Below are 23,809 nucleotides of genomic sequence, written 5' to 3' on the forward strand. Positions count from 1 at the left end.
CACCGACAACTCACAACTCACGGTTGTACCGGTAAGGTCTGCCGGCATGGATGTGGACGCCGTGCGTACCTTCGTCGCCGCCGCCGAGGCGGGCCGGTTCCAGGAGACCGCCGCCGAGCTGGCGATCACCCAGCAGGCCGTGTCCAAGCGCATCGCCGCGCTGGAGCGCAACCTCGGCGTACGGTTGTTCACCCGCACCCCACGCGGCGCCGAGCTGACCATCGACGGGCAGGCCCTCCTGCCCCATGCGCGCGAGCTGCTCCGGGTGGCCGAGCGCGCGCTCGCGTCGGTACGCCCGGAGCGCCGCCCGCTGCGCGTCGACGTGATCGCGTCACGCCTGGCGACGTCCGGCCTGCTGCGCGACTTCCACCGCGCGCACCCGGAGGCCGAACTCGACGTGCTCAAGCTGTTCGACGTCGAGACCGCGGTCGCCGCCATCCGGTCCGGCGCCATCGACGCGTCCTTCCGCGCCGTCGCGATGCCGGACCGGCCCCTTCCGCCGGACGTCGCCGCCGTCCGGGTGCTGGACGAGCCGCTGCAGCTGCTCACCGGCCCGGCCCACGCGCTGGCGGCGGCCCGGTCGGTGACCCTGGCGCAGCTCGCCGGGCACCGGATCTGGATGCCGGGCATCGTCCCCGGCACCGAGTGGGCCGCCTACTACGACGCCCTCGCCGCCGAGTTCGGCCTCACCATCGAGGCGACCGGCCCCAACTTCGGCTCGGATGCGCTGCTGGACACGGTCGCCGACACCCCGGCGCTGGCCACCTTCCTCGGTGAGCGGACCCGCCTGGTCTGGCCGGCCGGTCACGGCCTGCGCCGCATCCCGGTGACCGGCCCGACGCCCGTCTACCCGCACTCGCTGCTGTGGCGTCGCGACAACCCGCATCCGGCGCTGGCCACGCTCCGCGCCCACCTGGCCGCCACGACGGCCGACCAGGACGTTCCGGGAAGCTGGGTGCCGGCGTGGGTGCTCCCGCGCTGAACCTCGCCGCGCCGGCGCCGTTCAGTGGCGCGCCGCTCCGGGCGGCGCGGCCTGCGACCCGCCGACCGGGGCGGGTGCCGCGCCCTCCGGCCCGCCGGTCGGCGCGGCGCCGGACCCGGCGGCGGGGCTGCGGGCGTACGCGGCAGCGGTGTCGACCGCCCCGGCCGCGGCAGCCCGCCCGGCGTCCCGGTCGCCGCTGGCCGCGGTCACCGGCATCCGCTCCTCGCCGACGGTGGGTTCGGCCTTGAGCCGGCCGCGCCGGCTGTCCCAGATGTCCCGGGCCAGGATCTGCAGGATCCCGGCCACCGGGATCGCCAGCAGCGCGCCGAGAATGCCGGCCAGTTCCACCGCGATGAGGATCGCGACCAGCACGGTCAGCGGGTTCAGCTGCACCGTCCGGGCGAAGATCAGCGGCTGTAGCAGGTGGTTCTCCACCTGCTGGTAGAGCACGAAGAAGCCGAGCACGACCAGGCCCGCGGTCATCGACTCGACGAAGGCGGCGCCGGTCGCGACGATCGCACCGAGGGTGGCGCCGACCAGCGGGATCAGGTCGGCGAGGCCGACGAACAGGGCGATCAGACCCGCGTACGGGACCCCGGTCAGCAGCAGCACGCCGTACGTCAGCGTCCCGCAGATCGCGCTGATCAGCAGGTTCCCGGTGAGGTAGCCGGTGACCGTGCGGGCGCAGTCGTGACCGACGCGCCGGATGTGCTCGGCACGCCGCTGCGGGAACAGGGCCAGGAACCCGTCGGCGATCTTCGGCGCTTCCAGCACCATCAGGTACGACAGCACGAAGATGGTGGCGATCCCGGCCACGCCGGTCGCCATCGACTGCAGGAACGCCAGCGTCGGCGCGCCCAGGCCGGTGGCGTACTCGCGGATGCGGTCGGCGTTGTCCTGCGCGTACTGCAGCACGTGGAACCGTTCGATCAGGTTGCCCGCCGGCCCCCGGCCGTTGCGCAGATCCTCGACGATCGCCGGGAAGTCGGCGACCACCCGGCTGCCCTCCCGGGCCAGCGGCACGACGAACACCGTGACCAGGGCCGCCAGCGCCGCGAACGCCGTCAGGAAGACCAGCAGCGTGGCCAGCCAGCGTTTGCAGAAGGCCACCCGACGGGTCGTCCAGTTCACCGCGGGGTGCAGCGCCACCGCGAAGAACCCGGCTATCACGATCCAGGTCAGCACCCGGCGGGCCTCGTACCCGATGAACAGCACCGCGCCTGTGGCCAGCAGCAGTCCCAGCACGACGAGCGTGCGGCGCGCGGTCAGGCCGTTGTCGGTCTCGCCCATGATCGTCGAGTACCCCGCCCTGACCAGCGATAACACGGACAGTAAGCACTCAGCGGACGAAGAGCAGCAACAACCCCGTCCAGGTACACCCGATCATGAACAGCACCAGCGGCAGCTCGTCGGCGAGGGTGGCCAGCATCGGGCGGGCCGCCGGACCGGGCGCCCCGGCCGTCACCCGGGCGCCGGCGGCCAGAGCGGCGTCGTGCGCCACGATCACCCCGAGCACGTGACCGAGCAGGATCAGGGTGACCTGCGCTCCGGCGATCACCGGCGGGAGCGGGACCACGGCCCAGGCCGCGCCCGGAGCCAGGCCCCACTGCTGGATCACCAGCAGCAGCCCGCGCGGGCCCTCGACGACCAGCAGCGACAGGTAGTGGGCCAGGGTGTAGCCGGCCGCGACCGGGATCAGCGAGGCGGTCACGTCCAGGCCGCGGGCCGCCTTGCGGACGGCCAGGAACACGCCCGCGCAGACCAGCGTCAACGCGACGGTGGCGGACAGCGCCGGGTGCCCGGTCCGCTGCACGAACCCGGCCCACGCCGGGGAGCCCGACGCGCTGTCGAAGACCGTCGAGCCCCACCAGACCGCGACGAACGCCGCCGGCCCGGCCGCGCCCCGGTACGCCGCCGGGAAGGGGGCGGCGAGGCCGCTCAACGGGGTACGCCGGCGCAGTGGGCTGAGCCGCCCGGCGAGTTCGGAGTACACCTCGAAGCAGTCACCCCGGGCGAACCACTCCTCCCCGCGCAGGACCGCCATCGCCAGCTGCGCGGCCGCGTACCCCAGCAGCGCGCACCCGACCACCACCGGGTCGGTCCGGTGCGGGGCGACCAGCTCGAACCAGACGAACGCCAGCAGCCACAGCACGCCCGGCCAGACACCCGCCCCGGGCCCCGGGCGCAGACCGGCGCGCGGCAGCCGCAGCAGCCGGAACACCGTCCGCAGCGGGTTGACCGCCCGCCACACCGGTCCGCACAGGGCGCTGAGCGGCACCAGGCCCACCCACAGCCACACGAACAGCGCGTGGGCCGCCGGGTTCGCCGCGCTCCGCGGACCGGCCAGCGCGTCGGCGACCAGGTAGAGCGACGCCACCAGGACGAGCATCCGCAGCCCCGGCAGCTTGCCGGCGGTGCGCACCGGCCGCTGCGGGTGGCCGGCCAGCCGTGGTCTGGTCCACACCGCCGCGGCGATCAGGAAGGACAGCACGACGGTGGCGGCCCCGGCCTGCAACACCAGGTCGAGCGGCAGCGGGAGGTCGGCGGAGCCGCCGACGCCGTGCGCGAGCGGCACGCCGCGGCTCACTTCACTTCGAGCTGCAGCAGCAGGATGTCCGGGTGCGCCTCCACGTCGAACAGCCCGGGCCGGGAGGCGACGAAGACGACGCACGCCGGCTGGCCGGGCTGGACCGGGTATCGCAGGTCGTAGCCGTGCACGTGGATGTCGGCCGCGGTGTCGGCGGAGATGCCCAGCCGGACCTGGCTGCCCAGCGGCACGCTGACCCGCCGCGGCGCCGGTTGCGCCCGGCCCTCGCGCAGCGCCGCGTCCGCCCGCACCTGGTCGCGGGCGGCCGGTCCGCACGCGGCCGGGGACGCGGCCTGCGCGGCCGGCGCCGAGGCGCAACCGGGCAGCAGCGCGAGCGCCGCCATCAGGAACGGGACGGTGCGCAGCGTCCGCCGCTGAAGAGCGGCCGGGCCGGGAGGGAGCGGCTCGGAGTGCCCGGCGAGGGGCGCACCGGCCGGCGCGGGCGGGTCGGGGCGGACCGGTCGGCGGCGGGTCAGCGCCAGCATCGCCAGCTGGGCGAAGACCGCGATCGACGCCGAGGACACCACCAGCACGAACGCCGCGAACAGCGCCGGGGCCGACAGCAGGCTCGGCGCCGACAGCAGCGTGGTCATCCCGAGCAGCGCCGGCACCGTGAAGGCGGCCGACGACACCAGCAGGACGAGCCCGGTCAGCACTCGCATGTCCCCTCCCTGACGAGCACGCTCATCCGCGCTCCACGGTCACCGGCGCGGCGGCACGCTGCGCGAGCGTGCGCAGCACCGGCGCCCCGGCCAGCGCCACCCCGGCGCCCAGGCCCAGGGCCAGCACGACCAGCGCCCGCTCGGCCGCCGCCGGGCCGGCGAACGGCAGCACCGCCCGGTGGAACGACGTCACGTCCGGCAGGACGAACACCGCCGTCAGCGCGGCGCCCGCGCAGACCGCGAGCAGACCGGCGGGCCGGCCGCGCCAGGCGGTGACCGCGCCGCCCAGGATCAGCGGCCAGCTCAGCAGGTTGATCCCGGCGGCGCTGAGGAAGGTGCCGGCGAACGGCGCCGACTCCACCGCCAGGGTGGACCCGGTGACGTGCGCGGCCGACGCGGCCATCGCGATCACGCCGGACACGGCCAGCAGCACGTCGGCGCGGCGCAGGCGGCGGACGATCACGGGTACGGCCACGGCCGCCACGATAGCCAGCGCCCACCAGGGCAGCGGGTTCGGCGGGCGCTCGCCGGTGAGGACGCCGGTGACCGTCACGGCGGTGCCGCCGGCCTCGACGGTGAGTGACCAGTCCGCCGTACGTCCGGGTGGGATCCTCCTGCCCTCCGGCGTCGACCGGGAGTCCGCCCAGGTCAGCTCATTGCCAGTGGCGACGGTGGCCGGTGTTCCGGCGCCGCCGCCACCCCGGACCGTGACCGGGCCGCCGGTGTCGTTGGTCAGCCGCAGCTTCGCGCCGTCCTCGATCGCGAGCACCCGCAGGCCCGGGACCGCCGGTGTGATGGCCACCACCCGGCTGCTCGCGTTCGTCGCGACCAGCCCACCGGCGTGCGCCGCGGCCGGCCCGGCCGCGCCCAGCACCACCACCCCGGCCACCGCGACCAGCACCGCCGCTCGCCGCAGCCCGGCCGGCCGCACCGGCCCGGCCGGGGACCGGCGGACGGCCGCGGGCGTGTCCGGCGCCGCCGCGCGCGGGGCGCCGGGACCGATCCGGGTCACTCCGGCCGCAGGTTCTGGATGCTGCGGGTGACCAGGACCGTCGCCGCTCCGGCGAACGCGGTCAGGGTGAGCAGGCCGCTGACCATGTGCACGTTCCAGCCCACCGACCCGGTGCGGATCTGCCCCACCAGCAGCACCGCGCCCCACACCACGGGCGGGGCGATCAGCCCGAGCGCGATCCACCGCCCGTTGACCGGCAGCGTCGCCATCCGGTTCGCCACCCGCAGCGCCAGCTCGGTCACCGGCGCGGCCAGCGCCACGGTCAGCTGCGGCCACCACGGCGCGTCGGAGTCGAACATCAGGTGCATGAGCAGGGCCGGGACCGCGACCAGCGTGGCCGGCAGGCCGACCGGCAGACGCCAGCGGCGGCCGATGAGCACGATCGGCGCCAGCAGCAGAACGGTACTGACCAGGTAGCCGTGCACCAGCTGGGCGTCGGTGGAGAAGACCAGCGGGTCCTCGCCGCCGCTGCCGAGGTGCCGGATGCCGAGGGCGGTGGCGTGCAGCGAGTAGATGTGCAGCGGGAGCACGGCGAACAGCGCGGCGACGGTGACCAGCACGGCGCCGCCCGCGCCGAGGGTGCGGCCGGGGGCGGTGGCCAGCATCAGCGCCGGGCCCATCGCGACCAGGACCATGCCCAGGATGATCAGTTCGTGGCTGGGGCTGACGAAGATCTCGAGCCGCTTCTCGATGCCGAAGAGGTTGTGCCAGAGCGTGTCCATGCCACCGCCGGCCAGCAGCGCCGCCATGCCGGCCAGCGGGATGCGCAGGGCGTTGGGCAGGGCGAGCAGGCTCCGGTACGTCGGGATCGCCGGCAGCCGCGGCCGCAGGATCCCGAGCAGGGTGAAACCGCACGCCGCGATGCCCGAGTAGAGCACGCCGTGCCACGGGGTCCAGAACGTCTCCAGCTCCGGCGTGGTGGCATGCGCGTACGCGTCGAGTTGCAGCCCGATCACCAGCCAGACGCTGGCGAGCAGCAGCACCCAGCGCTCCCGCGCGGTGAACGCGGCGGCGCCGGCGGGAACGTTCCCCACCGGTTGCGGTCGTTGCACGGGCGTGGTCACGCGTCCCCCTTCGATCGGACCGGGCCCCGGTAACCTACCTCGGCAGCGTCACGTCGATCGATCCGATGGCGGACCGGCGACCGGCGGGACCCCGGCCGCGCCCGGCCCGGAGGCTTCGGCGCCGCCACCGTCCGGAGCCGGCGTGGCGCCGCCCGCGGCCGCCGCTGCGCCACCGCGCTCAGTGCCCGCTCAGCCTCACTCGGTGAGAATGCGCACGTGAGTGGTCATTTTCACGGCATTCGGGTATCCGGAAGTGCGCTGTACTGAGCGCACAGACTGGGACGGGAGCAGGCAATGACTCAGGCAAGCCGCCGTCATCGCGTGGTCGTGGTGGGAGCCGGTTTCGCCGGACTCTTCGCGATCAAGGCGCTGCGCAAGGCTCCGGTGGACATCACTCTCATCAACGGCACGGCGTACCACCTCTTCCAGCCGCTGCTCTACCAGGTGGCGACCGGCATCCTGTCCGAGGGCGAGGTCGCCCCGCCGATCCGCGAGGTCCTGAAGCGGCAGAAGAACGTGGACGTCCGCCTGGGCTGGGTGCAGGACGTCGACACCGAGCGGAAGATCGTCTCGGTGGCCGGGCCGGGCATCGACTACACCGTCGAGTACGACACGCTGATCGTCGCGGCCGGCGCCTCGCAGTCGTACTTCGGCAACGACCATTTCGCCGACCACGCGCCCGGCATGAAGAGCATCGACGACGCCCTGGAGCTGCGCGCCCGCATCTTCGGCGCGTTCGAGGTGGCCGACCTGCAGACCGACCCGGAGGCGGTGCAGCGGTGGCTGACCTTCGTGGTGGTCGGCGCCGGCCCGACCGGCACCGAGCTGGCCGGGCAGATCGCCGAGCTGGCCCACCGCACCCTGCCCGGGCAGTACCGGCACATCGACCCGCGCACGGCGCGCATCATCCTGGTCGACGCGATCGGGGCGGTGCTCAACACGTTCGGCGATCACCTCTCCGCCGGCGCCCAGCGGCAGCTGGAGAAGCTCGGCGTCGAGGTCAAGCTGAACACCAAGGTGGTCGGCGTCGACTCGACGAGCATCGAGGTCGAGGACGCGACCGGCCGGCACCGCATCCCGTCGATGACCAAGGTGTGGGCGGCCGGGGTGGCCGCGCCGCCGCTGGCGCGCAAGCTGGCCGAGTCGACCGGGGCGCAGACCGACCGGGCCGGGCGGGTGCTCGTGGAGAAGGACACCACGCTGGCCGGACACCCGGAGATCTTCGTGCTCGGCGACATGATGAACCTGGCCGGTCCGGACGGGCGGCCGCTGCCCGGCGTGGCGCAGGTGGCCATCCAGAGCGGCCGGCACGCCGCCGACCAGATCAGCCGGCGGCTGGCCGGCAAGGAGTCCGGGCAGCCGTTCAAGTACTTCGACAAGGGCAGCCTGGCGACCATCTCCCGGTTCTCCGCGGTGGCCAGCATCGGCAAGCTGCACATGTCCGGCTTCCTGGCCTGGGTGGTGTGGGTCGCGGTGCACCTGTTCTACCTGGTCGGCTTCAAGAACCGGGTGACCGCGGTGCTGCACTGGGCGGTCAGCTTCGTCGGGCGCGGGCGCTCCGAGCGGGTGGCGACGCAGCAGCAGGCGTTCGCGCGGCGCGCGATCCGGGCGTACGGCGATCCGTTCGAGCGCGACCGCGCGGCGGCCACCGAGAGCCGGCCGCAGGCCAGCACGACGGCGGCCGAGGGCCGGCCGGTGCAGAACCCGGCGGAGACCGGCGACCAGGCCACCCTGGACGGCAAGGCGGAGCGGAAGCCCCTCGGCGTCCGGGACTGAGCGCGGGGCCGGCGCAGCACGGCGCTCCACGGCGGCCCGCCCGCCGGCCGGGTGGCGTCCCCTCACCGGCCGGGTGGCGTCCCGGTCGCCGACCGGGCGCAGACGGTGCTCGACGTGGTCACCGCCGGGCCGCCCGGCCGGTCCGGCGGCGCCGGTCTGGTCCGGTCGGGCCGCCGCGACCGGCCGTTCCGGCATTGATTCTTCGTCGGGTGTCTCGAACCTGACCGTCGACCGGCGGTAACCAAAAGTTCGGTGACCAGGTAGCGTGTACCGGCCCCGCCCCGCAGAGAAAGAGGCCCCGATTGATGCCGGTCACCGCCGCGCCCGTTCTCGCCGCTCGGCAGCCGGCGCTGGCCCCGGTCTTCGGGACGCTGACCCTGTTCACCGGCCGGATGGGTTCCGGCAAGAGCACGCTGGCCCTGCAGAACGCGTTCAACCGCCGCCAGGCCGGTCGGCCCGGGGTGCTGCTGACCATCCAGGATCGGGCCGGCGAGGGGATCATGTCGTCCCGGCTGGGAGTGGCCGCGGACGCCATCGAGGTGCACCCGGAGATGGACCTGGTCCGGCTGGTCACCGAGCGGGTCCCGGCCGGCGGTTTCGTGATCGCCGACGAGGCGCAGTTCCTCAGCCCGGCCCAGGTCGAGCAGCTGGCCTGGGCGGCCGACGAGCTGGGCGTCGACATCGACTGCTACGCGATCACCACGGATTTCCTGTCCCGGCTGTTCCCGGGCGCGCAGCGGCTGGTCGAGCTGGCCGACGTGATCGTGCCGTTGCAGGTCGAGGTGACGTGCTGGTGCGGGCGACCGGGCCGGCAGAACGCGCGCATCGTGGACGGCCGGGTGGCGCGGGCCGGCGCGCAGGTGGCGGTCGGCGACACCACCGAGACCTCCGCGGTGTCCTACCGGGTGCTGTGCCGGCGGCACTGGCGCAACGGCGAGCCCGGCCCGGCCTGACGCGCCCTTCGGCACCGGCCGGCGCCCCACACCAGCAGGAGCTCCTCGCGCCGCAGCGGGTCGCGAACCCGTCCGCCGGTTCCGCCTCGATCAGCAGCCGGGCCGCCTCGCTCGGCGCCCGGTCGCCGGCCTCGTGCGTGCACCGGCCGGTGAGCGCCTTGAAGTGGTCCAGGTGGAGCAGCGGCGCCCCGGTGCGGGTGGCGTGCTCGGTCAGGCCGGGCAGCTGCTCGTCGACGTAGCGGCGGTGGCGCAGCCCGGTGAGCGGGTCGCGGCGCGCCTGCTCGCGGAACCGCTCGGCCTCCCGGCCATCCGCGGCCGGGGGCGCATCACGGCTGTTCCGGCCATGTCCGGCCGTCGGCATGATTCCTCCGCTTCGTCGCCTGTGACCCGGCCCGCCGATCATCGTGCGCCGATCCGGCACAGCGGGCAAGGAAACCGTCACGACTCGTTAAAACCTATAAACCCGATAGGCAATGTATATTCATCGGCGATCGTCACGCCGCGGATACGCAACGTCGCCGCCTCCGCCGTTCGTTGAGGGGAAGCAGATGACAGGTCCGACACTGAACCGCCGAACGCTGCTGGGCGGGCTCCTCGGGGTGACCGCGCTCGGCCTGGCCGGATGCGGCGGCGACGACGCCGCCGCCGCGAACCTGACCGCCTCCGACCCGCTGCCGACCACCGTCGACCCGGCGACCGAGCTGGTCATCTCGATCCACACCACCCAGGTGGCCCTGCAGGCCGCCGGCGAGATCGACAAGCTGCCCTTCAAGGTCAAGGACTGGCCGAACATCTCCGCCGGCCCGGACGTGATCCAGGGCTTCCGGGCCCGCTCGATCGACCTGGCCGCCAACGCCGGCATCCCGCCGATCCAGGCCGCCGCGATCAACGTGGACGCCCGGATCGTGGCGGTGCAGACCAAGAAGGAGCCGCAGTACACCTACGTCACCGCGCCGGGCAACCCGGTGGCCGGCATCACCGACCTGCGCGGCAAGAAGATCGGCTTCTCGCAGGGCCAGGCGCAGGGCCTGGTGGTCCTGCGCACCCTCAAGGAGCAGGGCCTGACGCCCAAGGACGTGGAGCTGGTCGCCCTGCCCAGCACCAAGTTCCTGGTCGCCCTGCAGAGCAAGCAGATCGACGTGGCGCCGCTGTACGAGCCGTCGATCACCAAGTACCTCAGCGAGTACGGCAAGGACGGCGCCACCCAGTTCCCGATGACCGCGGTGGACTACCTGACCATCCTCTGGGCCCCGGGCGAGGTGCTCGCCGACTCGGCCAAGGTCGCCGCGATCCGCGCGTTCATCCCGATCTGGGCCAGATCCACGGTGTGGCGCTGGGAGAACCAGAAGAAGTGGCTGGACGCGTACTACGTCAAGGACCAGGGCGTCTCGGCGGCCGACGCCCAGCGGATCGGCGCCACCGAACACAAGCCGCACTTCCCGCGCCGCTGGGACAAGGCGGTGGCCTGGCAGAAGGAGTCCGCCGACCTGCTGGTGGAGGGCGGCTTCATCAAGCCGATCGACGCCGAGAAGCTGTTCGACCGGCGTTTCGAGACCATCGCCGCGGACGCGGTGCCCGCCGAGTACCAGGAGTGACCATGGCCACCGAGACGCTCTCCGTCGCCACCCGGCCCCGCTCCCCCGCGTCACCGGCGCGCCGGGCGCGGCGCCGGCTGGGACCGGGCCGGCCCATCCCGTACGGCCGCCTGCTCGGCCCCGCCCTGCTCGTCGCGATCTGGGCGGCCGCCTCCGCGACCGGGCTGCTCGACCCGCGCAAGCTCTCCGCGCCGTGGACGGTGGCCGGCACCGCCGCCGACCTGATCTCCACCGGCGCGCTGCAGGACAACATCCTCGCCTCGCTGGAGCGGGCGGTCTCCGGTTTCCTGATCGGCGCGGTCATCGGCACCGCGCTGGCGCTGCTGGCCGGCACCAGCCGGATCGGCGAGGCGCTGATCGACGGGCCGATGCGGATCAAGCTGGCCATCCCGACGATCGGCCTGATCCCGCTGCTGATCCTCTGGCTGGGGATCAACGAAGGCTTCAAGATCACCATCATCGCGGTCGCGGTCGCGGTCTACATGTACATCCAGGTGTTCGCCGGTCTGACCGGCATCGACCAGCGTTACGTCGAGCTCGCCCAGGTCCAGAACTACTCCCGCTGGGAGTTCCTGCGCCACGTGGTCTTCCCCGGGGCGCTGCCCGGCTTCTTCGTCGGGCTGCGCCTGGCCGTGACCGCCTCCTGGCTGATCCTGATCACCGTCGAGCAGATCAACGCGCTCTCCGGCGTGGGCTACATGATGTCCCAGGCCCAGCTCTACGCGCAGACCGACATCATCGTCGTCGGCCTGGTCGTCTACGGCATCTTCGGATTCGCCTCGGACGCCCTGGTCCGCTTCACCGAACGGAGGGTGCTGGGATGGCGGCGCACGCTGACCAGCTGACCGGCGGCGTCCGGATCGAACAGCTCACCCGGCGCTTCGGCGCCAAGACCGTCCTGGACCGGATCGACCTGGACATCGCGCCCGGCGAGTTCGTCGCCCTGCTCGGGCGCAGCGGCTCCGGCAAGAGCACCCTGCTGCGCGCCCTGGCCGGCCTGGACCACGAGGTGGCCGGCTCCGGCGAGCTGCGGATCCCCGGCCGGGTGTCGGTGGTCTTCCAGGACTCGCGGCTGCTGCCCTGGCGCCGCGTGCTGGACAACGTGATCCTGGGGCTGCGCGCGCCGGACGCCCGGCAGCGCGGCGTCGAGGCACTGGCCGAGGTGGGCCTGGCCGGACGCGAACGCGCCTGGCCCAACCAGCTCTCCGGCGGCGAGCAGCAGCGCGTCGCGCTGGCCCGCTCGCTGGTCGGCGACCCGGAGCTGCTGCTGGCCGACGAGCCGTTCGGCGCGCTGGACGCGCTCACCCGGATCCGTATGCACGACCTGCTGCGCGCGCTGTGCAAACGGCACCAGCCGGCGGTGCTGCTGGTGACCCACGACGTGGACGAGGCGGTGCAGCTCGCCGACCGGATCGTGGTGCTGGACGGCGGGCACATCTCGCTGGACCTGCGCCCCGGCCTGCCGGAGTCGCGGTCCCCGCGTGACCCGGGCTTCCAGGAGGCCCGCGAACTACTGCTCAAGGCCCTGGGGGTGTCCGAATGACCCGGCAGCTGCACCTGAACGCGTTCCTGATGACGGTCGGTCACCACGAGGCGGCCTGGCGGCTGCCGGAGAGCGACCCGTTCGCGCACCTGGACCTCCAGCACTACGTCCGGCTGGCCCGGATCGCCGAGCGCGGCCGGCTCGACTCGCTGTTCCTGGCCGACACCCCGGCGCTGTGGAACAGCATCGGGCGCCGGCCGTCCGGCGGGCTGGAACCGACCGTGCTGCTCACCGCCCTGGCCACCGCCACCGAGCACATCGGCCTCATCGCCACCGCGTCGACCAGCTACAACGAGCCGTACAACCTGGCCCGGCGGTTCGCCTCGCTGGACCACATCAGCGGCGGCCGGGCCGGGTGGAACGTGGTGACCACGGCGGGGCCGGACGCGGCGCGCAACTTCAACCTGGACGACCAGCCCGCGCACCGGGACCGCTACGAGCGGGCCGCCGAGTTCATCGAGGTGTCCCGCAAGCTCTGGGACAGCTGGGAGGACGACGCGGCGCTGGGCGACAAGGCGAACGGCGTCTGGGGCGACGACTCGAAGATCCACCCGGCCGGGCACGAGGGCCGGTACTTCCGGGTGGCCGGGGCGCTGAACGTGCCCCGCCCGCCGCAGGGCCACCCGCTGCTGGTCCAGGCCGGGTCCTCGGCCGACGGCCGGGAGCTGGCCGCCAGGTACGCCGACGCGGTGTTCACCGCCCAGCAGACCCTGGCCGACGCGCAGGCGTTCTACGCCGACCTCAAGCGGCGCGCGCTGGCCGAGGGCCGGGATCCGGACACCATCAAGATCCTGCCGGGCATCGTCCCGGCGATCGGGTCCACCGAGGCCGAGGCCCTCGCCCTGGAGGAGGAGCTGGACCGGCTGATCAGGCCGGAGTACGCGCTGCGCCAGCTCGCCACGACGCTGCGGGTCGACCCGGCCGATCTGCACCTGGACCGGGAGCTGCCGGACGACCTGCCCGCCGAGGACGAGATCGAGGCCGCCAAGAGCCGGTACACCCTGATCGTGGAGCTGGCGCGGCGGGAGCGGCTGACCGTACGACAACTGATCGGGCGGCTCGGCGGCGGGCGCGGGCACCGCACCTTCGCCGGCACCCCGGAGCAGGTGGCCGACGCGATCCAGCACTGGTTCGACAACGGCGCCGCGGACGGCTTCAACATCATGGCGCCGGTGCTGCCGGCCGGGCTGGAGCTCTTCGTCGAGCACGTGGTCCCGCTGCTGCAGCGGCGCGGCCTGTTCCGCACCGAGTACACCACCGGCACGCTGCGCGAGCACTACGGGCTACCGCGGCCCGCGGCGGTGCTGGCGGGAGCCTGACGAGATCGGAGGAAACCCCGGCGGCGCCGGGGTTTCCTCGGCCCATCTCGTCAGCCGCGGATGTCCTGCGGTCCCACGACCGGGTCCGGTCCGGCGAGTTGATGCCCCGGGCCACCCCGGACGTCCGGGAGCATCGACGAGCCCCGTCCGCTTCGGACAAGCGTTCCGCATCACGGGCCGAGGTTTCAGCGCAGCGCCTGCTGAACGGCCGTATCGCTATCTTGTCGCGCAGCGGCTGTCCACCACCCGTCGGCGACGACCGGATGATTGTGGTCGGCGACGACGGCATCCTGGAGCACGGCAACCACGACGAGCTGATCTCGGCCAGCGGACGCTACGCCGGCATGTACGCCACGGAGGAGCGGCTCGCGGCTGGCTCTTGAAGGCGACCGACCGGGCCTCTACAACAGGTCGGGCGCTGTAGCCGCACCTCAATCAAGACGTCGCATGGCACGACCTGTTCGCCAGGATGACCGCCGCACGAAGATTGTTCTCCGAGCACCCCGCTGACCTCGTCCGCGTCGCGCTGGGTGCAACCCGAACCGGTTGAGTAAGATTCATCCATGCTCACCCGGCTTGAGGTTCAAGGTTTCAAAAACCTCCTCGACGTACGCATCGATTTCGGCCCTTTTACGTGCATCGCCGGCGCCAACGGTATCGGAAAGTCCAATGTCTTCGACGCCATTGAATTCCTTTCATATCTGGCCAGCGACTCCCTGGTTGAAGCATCGCAGCGAGTGCGGGGGGCATTAGGAAACCAGGGCAGCACCTCAGGCATTCGAGGCAGCGACCCCCGAGACCTCTTCTGGGATGGATATCGGGACCACCAGCGGAAGATACGACTCGCTGCAGAAATGATTGTCCCAGCCGAGGTCGAGGACGATCTCGGTGCATCCGCCAAGGCAACGACCACCTTCCTGCGCTACGAGGTAACCCTGGGGTACTCACCTCCAGAAGGAGAAGGCAGCACCGGAAGACTGACCCTCCTCGAAGAGGGATTGAGGCATATAAATCGCGGTGAAGCGGCTCAGCACCTACGTTTCAAGCACAACGCCAGAAGCTTCCGGAACAGCGTTCTTGTCGGACAACGCCGCGGCGGCGCATATCTGTCCACCGAACACCGCGACAGTGGCACGGTAATCAATGTTCATGGCGATGGCGGCAGCTTCGGCAGGCCGCAACCCCGAGCCGCAGCACGAGCCGGAAGAACTGTGCTGAGCACAGTCACCACGAACGACTATCCGACCATTCTGGCAGCCCGGCGCGAGATGCAAAGTTGGCGACGGCTTGCTCTCGAACCCTCGGCGCTACGCGCGCCCGACAACCTCATCGACCCGCGCTCTCTAGCCACTGACGGTAGGCACTTGGCAGCCACCCTGTTTCGCATCGCGAATGAGAAGGACCCGGTCACCGGCAGAGCTGACCCGGAGGCCGTGTACGCCCGCGTCGCAGGACGCCTGTCAGACCTCATCGGCGTGGGCGTCGAGGGTATTCATGTGGAACTCGATCAAGTGCGCGAGGTGTTCACACTGTTCCTTCAAGAGAAAGGCGGATTGCGCCTGCCCGCGCGAGCACTTTCCGAAGGAACTCTTCGGTTTTTGGCGCTCTGCGTACTACTCGAAGACCCGAGTTTCGTCGGCCTGATCTGCATGGAGGAACCCGAGAATGGCATACATCCGGCAAATCTGCCAGCCATGCTGGATCTGATTCGTGACCTAGCCGTTGATCCGACCGCAGTTCCGGACGCAACCAACCCTTTCCGTCAAGTCATCGTCAACACCCATTCACCGGGCGTTGTTCAACTCTGCAATACAGACGATCTGCTGCTCGCCGAGGTCAGACAGCACAAGGTCACGACCAGCAACACCGCACGAGCATTAACGCTTCTCCCATATACAGGCTCCTGGAGGGAGACACCCTCTCGCTCGACTTTCACCACGGCTGACGTAGTTTACTATCTGACTGCGCCCGTGGGCGCTCAGCTCACCCTACCGCTGGGGATTTCAGGATGACGGAGCGCCTGTACAAGGGAATTTTCATCTGCAGAAGTGACTGGCAGGCGTCGCGACCGCGTAGCCAACCGCTTCAACCAGAACCGTAGACAGCTACTAGAGAGACTTGATCGGAACGGGCCCGTCACACGACTGCAAAGTTGGCAGAACCTGCTAATCGACATTGACCGTGTCCTTGAGCAATGGGGTCTTTCATAGACGTATGACATCTGCCCCTGCTCCAATGACCGGAGGTACACCCAACATTCTATCGGCTGGCTGTCCGGCTCGAGACAAGTTGCAATCCTTGCCCAACTGCCCTCTTGCGTTGGCTCTACCTCGACGATGGGGTTGTGTCGCTCTCGGTCTCTTCGACCGGCGCGAGGAAGGCGAAGACGCGCATCCCGACCGGGCCGGTGGGCAGCGGCGGCTCGGCCGCGGCGGTCACCCGCATCCCGGCCGCCCACGGCTCGCCGTCCCGGAACACCTCGTTGGTCAGCATCCGGCCGCCCTGGTGGGCGGTGAAGAACCGCAGCGCGTGCACCGCCCGGCTCAGCGGCTCCTCGTCGAGCGCGGCGAGGAGCCGGTCGAACAGCGGCTCGGCGGACGGCACCGGCCCGGTGGCGAACAGGTCGACCTGCGCGCCGAGCAGGATCTCGAACTCGCCGCTGGGGTGGCTGCGGCGTTCCACGTGCACGTGCTCGGCGGCAGCGGCTCGGCCAGCGTGATCGACCCCGGGGCGAGGCGGCCAGTTCGGCGCCGCCGCGCAGGGCCCGGCGGACGGCGCGGCCGCTCCCGCGCGGAACGCCGTGACCGCGACCGCCTCGTCGAACATCGCGTGAGCGTACCGTCCGGCCGCTCGTCCGCAACCCTGCGGAGGCACCGGCCCGAGGCGCCACCCCCGGGCCGGTCAGCGCCGAGGATGCAGTTTTCCCCGGACGACTGGCGGGGAGTAGCGCACGGCCGCGCCGATGCGCCAGGCTGCGATCATGACCGCTTCCGTGCTACGCGCGCTGCTCGCCGCCGACCGGGTCACGCACGTGCCCGGTGTCCACGACCCGCTGACCGCGTCGCTCGCGGTGGCCGCCGGGCACGGGGTGGTGCACCTGTCCGCGGCCGCCGTCTCCGCCACCATGCTGGGCCGCCCCGACCTGGGCCTCGTTCCCACGACGCAGATCGCCGACCGGGCGTCCACGCTGGAACCGGCCCTGCACGGGGTTCCGCTGCTGGCCGACGCGGACACCGGCTACGGCAGCCCCCGGGACGCGGTGTGGACCGGGCTGGCCTACAGCCGGGCCGGCATCGCCGGACTGATCCTGCGCGACCGGGTGGGTGCGGCACGTCCGGGGCTCGTCGACGCCGGCCTGGCCGCCGCCACGATCGAGGCGCTGGCCGGGGAGGTCCCGCAGCTGGCGGTGATCGCCCGGACCGGGGCGTACGCCGTGGACGGGGTGGCCGGCACGATCGAGCGCGGCCGGGCGTACGCGCACGCCGGCGCCGCCGCGGTCTGTCCCGACGGCGTACCGGACCTGGCCGGGCTCACCGCCGTCCACCGGGCTCTTCCCGGCGTGCCGCTGGTGGTCGAGCGCAGCGAGGCGGCGCCGTACCGTCCGGACCTGAGCGACGCGGATCTGGCCGCGGCCGGGGTCCGCCTGGTCCTGCACCCGCTCACCGCCCTGCTGGCCGCCATCCGCGCGGCGTCGGCCGCCTACCGGGTGCTCGCCGAGTCCGGTGACGTGGCGCCGATCGACCGGATGCCGTGGGCGGTCGTCACCGCGCTGGCCGCCGGCACCGAGACGACCGGCTCGAACGGCCGCCAGGTCCCCGGGAACCTGCAGACCTGACCCGACCCGCCGCCGCCCCGGCCCGGGGGCGGTGCGGTCAGCGGGCGAGCCGTGCGTCCGCCTCGGCCATCGCCGCCTGGCGTCCGGGTTCCTCGCGCAGGATCGCCGCGTTCAGCCACGCGTCCGGGATCGCGAACGCGTCGACCAGCGTCGACAGGTGCGGGCGCAGCTGTTTGAGCAGGTCGTTGACGACCGCGGTGATCGCCCTGGAGCGGGCCGGCGTCAGGCGCCCGTGCTCCAGGTACCACGCCCGGTCCGCCTCGATGGTGGTCAGCGCGTACAGGTCGCACACCCGGTCGAGCAGCGCCTTCGCGCCCGGGTCGGTGGCCCGTTCGATGCCGGCGACGAACGCCTCCAGGGTGATCCGGTCGATGTGCGCGGTGGCCGCCTTCAGCACATGGTCCTGGACGTCGTTGAAGATGTCGAACGGGCGATCCTTCTTGGTCGCGGCGCCGCTGCGCAGGCGCCGGATGGCCCCGTCCAGTACGTGCTTCTCCCGGTCCTCGAACATGGTCAGGTGCCAGCCGCGGTCGGTCACCGCGACCTCGTCGTCGCGGCCGGGCACCGCGGCGACCAGGCGCTGGATGAGGCCGCGGGCGGCGGTGCGCTCCAGCACCATCTCGCGGACCTGCTCGGCGACGAACGTGGCCCGCCCCCAGCCGTCCAGCGAGCCGAACGCGTCCCGGTAGCCGGTGAGCAGGCCCTTCGCGACCAGCTGCAGCAGCACCGTGTTGTCGCCCTCGAAGGTGGTGAAGACGTCGGTGTCGGCCTTCAGCGCGGGCAGCCGGTTCTCCGACAGGTAGCCGGCGCCGCCGCAGGCCTCCCGGCACATCTGGATGGTGCGGGTGGCGTGCCAGGTCTGCGCCGCTTTCAGCCCGGCGGCCCGGGACTCCAGTTCGCGCTGCCGGTGCTCGTCGGCCGGGCCGGGGCCGGATTGCACGTCGGCGAGCGTGCCGACGAGTTCCTCCTGGGCGAACGCGTACGCGTACGTCGTGGCCAGCGCCGGCAGGAGCTTGCGCTGGTGGGCGAGGTAGTCGTTGAGGACCACCTCACGGTCCTCGCCGGGGACGCCGAACTGGCGGCGCGTGTCGCCGTACCGGACCGCGATGGTCAGCGCCGCGCGGGTGGCCGCGGACGCCGCTCCGCCCACCGTGACCCGGCCGCGGACCAGGGTGCCGAGCATGGTGAAGAACCGGCGGGTGTCGTTCTCGATCGGGCTGGAGTAGGTGCCGTCCGGCGCGACCTGGCCGTATCGATCGAGCAGCATGTCCCGGGGCACGCTCACGTGGTCGAAGCTGATCCGGCCGTTGTCCACGCCGAGCAGGCCGGCCTTGTGCCCGGCGTCGCTCAGGGTGACCCCGGGCATCGGGTTGCCGTCGGCGTCGCGGATCGGCACCAGCCAGGCGTGCACCCCGCGGCCGCGGCCCTGGGTGATCAGCTGGGCGAAGACGACCGCCATCCGGCCGTCGCGGGCCGCGTTGCCGATGTAGTCCTTGCGGGCCGCCTCGTGCGGGGTGTGCAGGTCGAAGGTCTGCGTCCGCGGGTCGTACGTGCAGGTGGTGCGCAGTTTCTGCACGTCCGAGCCGTGCCCGGTCTCGGTCATCGCGAAGCAGCCCATCACCTCGGTGGAGATGATGCCGCGCAGGTAGGCGTCGTGGTGGCGCCGCGTGCCGAGGGCCACCACGGCGCCGCCGAACAGCCCCCACTGCACGCCGGCCTTGACCATCAGGGACAGGTCGGCGTACGCGAGCATCTCGGCCGCGACGACCGAGCCGCCGGGGTCGTCGGATCCGCCGTACGCCTTGGGGAACGCCGACGCCACCCCGATGCCGGTGGGGATCTGCCGGATCGCGGCGCTGATCCGGGCGCGCGCCTCGTCGCCGGTCTCGCCGTGCACCGCGGTGAACCCGGCCTTGCCGAGCTCGTCGCGCACCGCCTGCCGGATGTGCGCCCAGCGCCCGTCGAGGACGTCCTGCAGGCGGGCCGGGTCGATGGAGTCGCCGATCATGACAGAGAGTCAATCACGCGGCCGGCCGGCCCGCCGCGCGGCGACCGGTCCGGCCCCGGCGGCGGGCTGCGCCGGGGGACCGGGCGCTGCCGGCCCTCCGGAGCGGGCGCGGATCGGCCCCGACAGCGATCCGCGACGTTCCTCTCGCGCCGGGTCACTCCTCGCCGGCTCCGAGGTGCCACGGGACGACCAGCGGGTGCCGCTGTTCGTCGCGGGCGGCGATTCCCTCCATCGAGCGCAGGTACTGCCGGCGGGTGATGCCGCCGTCCATCAGCTGGCCGCAGAGCACGCCCTCCAGGCTCTGCGGCGCGAAGAACGACTCGGGCACGAGCAGCGGGTCCGTCGCCGTGCGCACCTCCGCGCGGACTCCCCGCACCGCGAGCGCGCAGGCGGCGGCCAGGACCAGGATGAGCAGGAACAGGATCAGCATCGCCACCGCCTTGTCGGTTCTTGAGCGGGACACGTTCGTCCGCCTCGACAAAGCAAACGGATCACGGCGCGTATCGGTTCGACGGTTTCCCGGCCGACTCGCCAGCCGCGGAACCGGACAACGCGCCGGACGGCCTCGGCGCACTCCCCCGTCGAGGTGAACGACTCACCGCGAAGTGGACGGCACGCACGGTGATCGTCCGGTTGCCGGCCGCACGGGATCGGCGGGCCACCGTACGCCCGGCTCCACGATCGGGTGCGGGGGATGTCCAGGCTTCGCGGCTTCTGGATAGTGTCCCCCTGTGACCGAATCCGGTCACATATTGACAAACCATCACAATGCGCGCTGAGCGTGACGGTCCCGTCTGTCCACCTTCCCCCCAGTGACAGAGGAGAACGATGCCCTACGACTACGACAGCTTCAGCCGCCTCGCCGGTCCCGCGGACCCGGCCCCGCCCGGCCCCTACCGGGTCCGCCTGCGCCGGCTGACCCGCCACCGCCGCACGCGCGGCCTCCTGATCGCCGTCCTCGCGTTCACCGTGGAGGCCACCTTCGCCGGCTGGCTGCTCACCCGCGCCGACCCGGCCGGCGGACTCGGCCCGGCGATGGTCGCCACGATCGCGCTCATCGAGTTGTTCCGCCTGATCAACGTGGCGACGCTGGGCCTGGCCACGCTGCGCGCCCGGGACCCGGTGCCGGTCCCGCCGGACCCCGGGCTGCGGGTCGCGTTCCTCACCACGATCGTGCCCGGCAAGGAGCCGGTCGCGATGGTCGAACGCACCCTGCGGGCCGCCGGGCGCATCCGCGGCGACCTGGACGTGTGGCTGCTCGACGAGGGCGACGACGACCGGGTCCGGGCAATGTGCGCGAGCGCCGGCGTACGGCACTTCAGCCGCCGGGGCGTGGCCCGGTGGAACACCGAGGCGGGCGCCTTCAAGGCCCGCACCAAGCACGGCAACTACAACGCGTGGATGGACGCGCACGGCGACGAGTACGACGTGTTCGTCTCGGTCGATCCGGACCACGTGCCGCTGCCGTCGTTCGGCGAGCGGCTGCTCGGCTACTTCCGCGACCCGGACGTGGCGTTCGTGGTCGGCCCGCAGATCTACGGCAACTACGACAACCTGGTCACCCGCTGGGCCGAGTCGCAGCAGTACCTGTTCCACTCGCTGCTGCAGCGGGCCGGCAACCGCCTCGGCGCGCCGATGCTGGTCGGCACCAACAACGCCGTCCGGATCGCGGCCCTCAAGAGCATCGGCGGCCTGCGGGACTCGATCACCGAGGACATGGCGACCAGCCTCGCCCTGCACGCGGCCCGCAACCCGGCGACCGGCGCGCGCTGGCGCTCGGTCTACACCCCGGACGTGCTGGCCGTCGGCGAGGGCCCGTCCTCCTGGACCGACTACTTCAGCCAGCAGCACCGCTGGTCACGCGGCACCGACGAGGTGTGCGTGACCGGGTTCGCCCGGGTGCTGCGCCGGCTCGGGGCGCGCCGCGCGCTGCACTACGGGCTGCTGATGGCCTACTACCCGATGACCGCGGTGTCCTGGCTGCTCGGCTGCGTCACCGCGGTCGCGCACATCGTGCTCGGGGTCCGCGGCGTGCCGGTGCCGCAGCAGGTGTGGTCCATGCTCTATGTGGACGCGGCGCTGTTCCAGATCGGCCTCTACCTGTTCAACCGGCGGCACAACGTCAGCCCGCACGAGGAGTCCGGCTCGTCCGGGGTGACCGGGATGCTGCTCTCCACGCTGTGCGCGCCGGTCTACGTGGCCGCGTTCCGCCAGACGCTGCTGCGCCGGCGGGCCGGGTTCGTGGTCACCCCGAAGGGCGACTCGACCAGCCCGGACCGGCTGAGCACCTTCCGGACCCACCTGAGCTGGGCGGCCTTCTTCGCGGCGCTGCTGGTCACGGCGGTGCTGACGGGTCGTACCCAGGGATTGATGTGGCTGTGGCCGGCGCTGAACCTGGCACTGTGCCTCGGCCCGCCGGCGCTGTGGGCGCTGACCGCCAAGCCGGCCGGCAGGCCCACACCGATCCCCGCCCAACGCGCCGGTGAACCCGTGAGGACGTACGCATGATCCGCCGACCCCAGCCCACGCTCACCCGCCGCCTGCTGCGCGGCCTCGCGGTCGTCCCGGCCGTCGTGGCGGTCCTCGCCGCGAACCGGCCGATCGCGGACTTCGCGGCCGAGCGCTACCACGAGATCACCATCAACCGCCCGGGCTACAAGCAGAGCCACGGCCGCTGGTCGGTCCTGCCCGTCCCGGCCGCCTTCCGGATCAACGCGATCCACGCCGCGCTGCTGCGCACCGGCAAGGTGCTGATCATCGCCGGGTCCGGCAACGACCGGCGCAACTTCGAGGCCGGCACCTTCCGCAGCATCCTGTGGGACCCGGCCACCGACCGGTTCTCCGAGGTGCCTACCCCGACCGACATGTTCTGCGCCGGGCACACCTTCCTGCCCGACGGCAGACTCCTGGTCGCCGGCGGCACCCGGTCCTACGAGGTGCTGCCGGCGAACATCCGGTACGCCGCCGGGGTGATGAAGGTGAAGAACGAGTCGCCGGACCACGGCGCGCGGACCCTGCCGAAGGGCACCCGGTTCGTCGCCGCCGACGGCCGCCGGTACGCCACCCGCGACCGCGTCACCGTCCCGGCCGCGACCAAGATGGTGCACGGCGGCCGGACCATGGTGCACGCCGGCGCGGCCGAGGTGTGGGTGGACGCGGTCGAGCCCGGTGACGCGTCGGTGATCGACCGGCCCGCGCAGTACCGGATCTCCGGGCTGCGCGCCCCGGACGCCCGCAACCTGTACGGCGTCGCCGACAAGATCACCCGCGAGAAGCAGGAGTACGGCGGCGACCACACCACGTACGAGTTCGACCCGCGCGCCGAGCGGTACGTCCGTACCGGCGACCTGGTCGACGCCCGCTGGTACCCGACCCTGGCCGCGCTGCCCGGCGGCAACGTCCTCGCCGTCTCCGGCCTCGACCGGTTCGGCCGGATGCTGCCCGGCCGCAACGAGATCTACCTCGCCGCCGAGCACCGGTGGGTCCCGGCGCCCCGGCTGACCCGGGTCTTCCCGACCTACCCCGCGCTGTTCCTGACCCGCGACGAGCGGCTGTTCTTCTCCGGCTCGAACGCCGGGTACGGCTCGGCCACCGTGGGCCGCACCCCCGGCCTGTGGGACCTGCGGACCAACCGTTTCCGGCCGGTGCCCGGGCTGCGCGACGCCACGATGACCGAGACCAGCGCGTCGGTGCTGCTGCCCCCGGCGCAGCGGCAACGGGTGATGATCCTGGGCGGGGGCGCGGTCGGCGACGCGCCGCAGTCCACCGCGCGCACCGCGATCGCCGACCTGAGCGCGCGCGCACCGGTCTACCGCCCCGGGCCGGACCTGCCGCATCCGGCCCGGTACCTCAACACCGTGGTGCTGCCCGACGACACCGTGCTGACCAGCGGCGGCTCCTCCGGCTACCGGGGCGGGCCGTACCGCGGCAGAACCCGCAGCGACCTGCTCACCGCGCAGATCTACCATCCGGACCGCAACGTGTTCCGGCCGGTGGCCGCGCCCACCGTCGGCCGCGACTACCACGCTGAGGCGCTGCTGCTGCCGGACGGGCGGGTGGTGACCATGGGCAGCGATCCGATCTACGACCGGACCGGGCGCAACCCGGGCACGTTCGAGCAGCGGATCGAGATCTACAGCCCGCCGTACCTGTTCCGCGGCGACCGCCCGGCGATCGTGGGCGGGCCGGCCGAGGTGGCCCGCGGCTCGGCCGTGTCGTTCGGCACCTGGGACGCCGGCCGGATCCGGACCGCCCGGCTGGTGCGGCCGAGCGCGGTCACCCACGGCACCGATGTGGACCAGCGGTCGGTGGCGCTGCCGGTCCGGCCGGCGCCCGGCGGCGTCACGGTACGGATCCCCGCCGACCGCGGCCTGGTCCCGCCGGGCTGGTACATGCTGTTCGTCACCGACACCAGGGCGGTTCCCTCGGTGGCCACCTGGGTCCACGTCCCCTGACGTCCCGGCCCGCTGCGGC

21 protein-coding genes and 1 pseudogene are annotated in these 23,809 nt (G+C 72.6%); 13 read left to right on the forward strand and 9 right to left on the reverse strand.

Features of this window, described 5'->3' with window-relative positions; all coding sequences use genetic code 11:
- The first annotated feature begins 46 nt into the window (after positions 1-46).
- Entirely contained in the window at positions 47-982 is a 936-nt protein-coding gene (locus ACTEI_RS23060) for a LysR family transcriptional regulator (RefSeq protein ID WP_122979554.1), read from the forward strand.
- 21 nt (positions 983-1,003) lie between these two features.
- Here the strand turns inward: ACTEI_RS23060 and ACTEI_RS23065 are convergent, their stop codons facing one another.
- From ACTEI_RS23065 to ACTEI_RS23085, 5 genes are read right to left on the reverse strand one after another with little or no spacing between them, the layout of a single operon-like run.
- The gene (locus tag ACTEI_RS23065) at positions 1,004-2,272 is read right to left on the reverse strand and encodes an AI-2E family transporter (RefSeq protein ID WP_122979555.1); all 1,269 of its coding nucleotides are present in this window, start codon (positions 2,270-2,272) and stop codon (positions 1,004-1,006) included.
- A gap of 49 nt (positions 2,273-2,321) precedes the next feature.
- Positions 2,322-3,557: a hypothetical protein gene (locus ACTEI_RS23070; protein ID WP_122982353.1), complete on the reverse strand. Its 1,236-nt coding sequence runs from the start codon at positions 3,555-3,557 to the stop codon at positions 2,322-2,324.
- An 8-nt stretch (positions 3,558-3,565) separates the two neighbouring features.
- Positions 3,566-4,231, reverse strand: coding sequence for a cupredoxin domain-containing protein (locus ACTEI_RS23075; protein WP_145830893.1), 666 nt, complete (start codon positions 4,229-4,231; stop codon positions 3,566-3,568).
- Positions 4,232-4,253: 22 nt separating this feature from the next.
- Positions 4,254-5,243, reverse strand: coding sequence for a hypothetical protein (locus tag ACTEI_RS23080; protein ID WP_239082480.1), 990 nt, complete (start codon positions 5,241-5,243; stop codon positions 4,254-4,256).
- Entirely contained in the window at positions 5,240-6,307 is a 1,068-nt protein-coding gene (locus tag ACTEI_RS23085) for a hypothetical protein (protein ID WP_239082481.1), read from the reverse strand. The genes ACTEI_RS23080 and ACTEI_RS23085 overlap by 4 nt, the downstream gene beginning before the upstream one ends.
- Before the next feature lie 294 nt (positions 6,308-6,601).
- Here ACTEI_RS23085 and ACTEI_RS23090 point away from each other — a divergent pair, with 294 nt between their 5' ends.
- From ACTEI_RS23090 to ACTEI_RS23095, 3 genes are all read left to right on the forward strand, one after another.
- Positions 6,602-8,083 (forward strand): NAD(P)/FAD-dependent oxidoreductase, encoded by a 1,482-nt coding sequence (locus ACTEI_RS23090; protein ID WP_239082482.1) that lies wholly within the window; start codon positions 6,602-6,604, stop codon positions 8,081-8,083.
- Between the two features lie 51 nt (positions 8,084-8,134).
- Positions 8,135-8,281, forward strand: a complete 147-nt coding sequence (locus ACTEI_RS37275) for a hypothetical protein (RefSeq protein WP_164466054.1) — start codon at positions 8,135-8,137, stop codon at positions 8,279-8,281.
- Between the two features lie 107 nt (positions 8,282-8,388).
- Positions 8,389-9,036, forward strand: coding sequence for a thymidine kinase (locus ACTEI_RS23095; RefSeq protein WP_122979557.1), 648 nt, complete (start codon positions 8,389-8,391; stop codon positions 9,034-9,036).
- Positions 9,037-9,145: 109 nt separating this feature from the next.
- On the opposite strand, the pseudogene ACTEI_RS38555 reads toward ACTEI_RS23095, so the two are convergent.
- A pseudogene (locus ACTEI_RS38555) lies at positions 9,146-9,259 on the reverse strand (hypothetical protein); the annotation flags it as partial.
- Here ACTEI_RS38555 and ACTEI_RS38560 point away from each other — a divergent pair.
- The 6 genes from ACTEI_RS38560 to ACTEI_RS23125 all read left to right on the forward strand — a co-directional run bounded on the left by ACTEI_RS38560 (position 9,209) and on the right by ACTEI_RS23125 (position 15,505).
- Entirely contained in the window at positions 9,209-9,574 is a 366-nt protein-coding gene (locus ACTEI_RS38560; RefSeq protein WP_239082483.1) for a hypothetical protein, read from the forward strand. The pseudogene ACTEI_RS38555 and the gene ACTEI_RS38560 sit on opposite strands and share 51 nt — an antisense overlap.
- A 10-nt stretch (positions 9,575-9,584) precedes the next feature.
- A complete protein-coding gene (locus ACTEI_RS23105) occupies positions 9,585-10,631 on the forward strand; it encodes an ABC transporter substrate-binding protein (protein WP_122979558.1) in 1,047 nt (348 codons plus the stop codon).
- Between the two features lie 2 nt (positions 10,632-10,633).
- Complete coding sequence (locus ACTEI_RS23110) at positions 10,634-11,476, forward strand: ABC transporter permease (protein ID WP_122979559.1); 843 nt, start codon at positions 10,634-10,636, stop codon at positions 11,474-11,476.
- Positions 11,452-12,174, forward strand: a complete 723-nt coding sequence (locus ACTEI_RS23115) for an ABC transporter ATP-binding protein (protein ID WP_122979560.1) — start codon at positions 11,452-11,454, stop codon at positions 12,172-12,174. The genes ACTEI_RS23110 and ACTEI_RS23115 overlap by 25 nt, the downstream gene beginning before the upstream one ends.
- Positions 12,171-13,493 (forward strand): LLM class flavin-dependent oxidoreductase, encoded by a 1,323-nt coding sequence (locus ACTEI_RS23120; protein ID WP_122979561.1) that lies wholly within the window; start codon positions 12,171-12,173, stop codon positions 13,491-13,493. The genes ACTEI_RS23115 and ACTEI_RS23120 overlap by 4 nt, the downstream gene beginning before the upstream one ends.
- 563 nt (positions 13,494-14,056) lie before the next feature.
- Positions 14,057-15,505, forward strand: coding sequence for an AAA family ATPase (locus ACTEI_RS23125; RefSeq protein WP_122979562.1), 1,449 nt, complete (start codon positions 14,057-14,059; stop codon positions 15,503-15,505).
- Between the two features lie 313 nt (positions 15,506-15,818).
- On the opposite strand, the gene ACTEI_RS23130 is transcribed toward ACTEI_RS23125, so the two are convergent.
- The gene (locus tag ACTEI_RS23130; RefSeq protein ID WP_122979563.1) at positions 15,819-16,319 is read right to left on the reverse strand and encodes a DUF6348 family protein; all 501 of its coding nucleotides are present in this window, start codon (positions 16,317-16,319) and stop codon (positions 15,819-15,821) included.
- Positions 16,320-16,473: 154 nt separating this feature from the next.
- Here ACTEI_RS23130 and ACTEI_RS23135 point away from each other — a divergent pair, with 154 nt between their 5' ends.
- Positions 16,474-17,328, forward strand: coding sequence for an isocitrate lyase/PEP mutase family protein (locus tag ACTEI_RS23135; RefSeq protein WP_122979564.1), 855 nt, complete (start codon positions 16,474-16,476; stop codon positions 17,326-17,328).
- A gap of 37 nt (positions 17,329-17,365) precedes the next feature.
- Here the strand turns inward: ACTEI_RS23135 and ACTEI_RS23140 are convergent, their stop codons facing one another.
- Both ACTEI_RS23140 and ACTEI_RS23145 read right to left on the reverse strand, forming a co-directional pair.
- Positions 17,366-19,336, reverse strand: a complete 1,971-nt coding sequence (locus ACTEI_RS23140) for an acyl-CoA dehydrogenase family protein (protein WP_122979565.1) — start codon at positions 19,334-19,336, stop codon at positions 17,366-17,368.
- A gap of 154 nt (positions 19,337-19,490) precedes the next feature.
- Complete coding sequence (locus tag ACTEI_RS23145) at positions 19,491-19,799, reverse strand: hypothetical protein (protein WP_122979566.1); 309 nt, start codon at positions 19,797-19,799, stop codon at positions 19,491-19,493.
- A 365-nt stretch (positions 19,800-20,164) separates the two neighbouring features.
- Between ACTEI_RS23145 and ACTEI_RS23150 the strand changes: the two genes are divergently transcribed.
- Positions 20,165-21,844, forward strand: a complete 1,680-nt coding sequence (locus ACTEI_RS23150) for a glycosyltransferase family 2 protein (RefSeq protein ID WP_122979567.1) — start codon at positions 20,165-20,167, stop codon at positions 21,842-21,844.
- A complete protein-coding gene (gene glxA / locus ACTEI_RS23155) occupies positions 21,841-23,790 on the forward strand; it encodes a radical copper oxidase GlxA (RefSeq protein ID WP_122979568.1) in 1,950 nt (649 codons plus the stop codon). Before ACTEI_RS23150 ends, glxA begins: the two co-directional genes overlap by 4 nt.
- Positions 23,791-23,809 lie beyond the last annotated feature (19 nt).

Origin of the sequence: Actinoplanes teichomyceticus ATCC 31121, assembly GCF_003711105.1 — a bacterium.
GTDB lineage: Bacteria > Actinomycetota > Actinomycetes > Mycobacteriales > Micromonosporaceae > Actinoplanes > Actinoplanes teichomyceticus.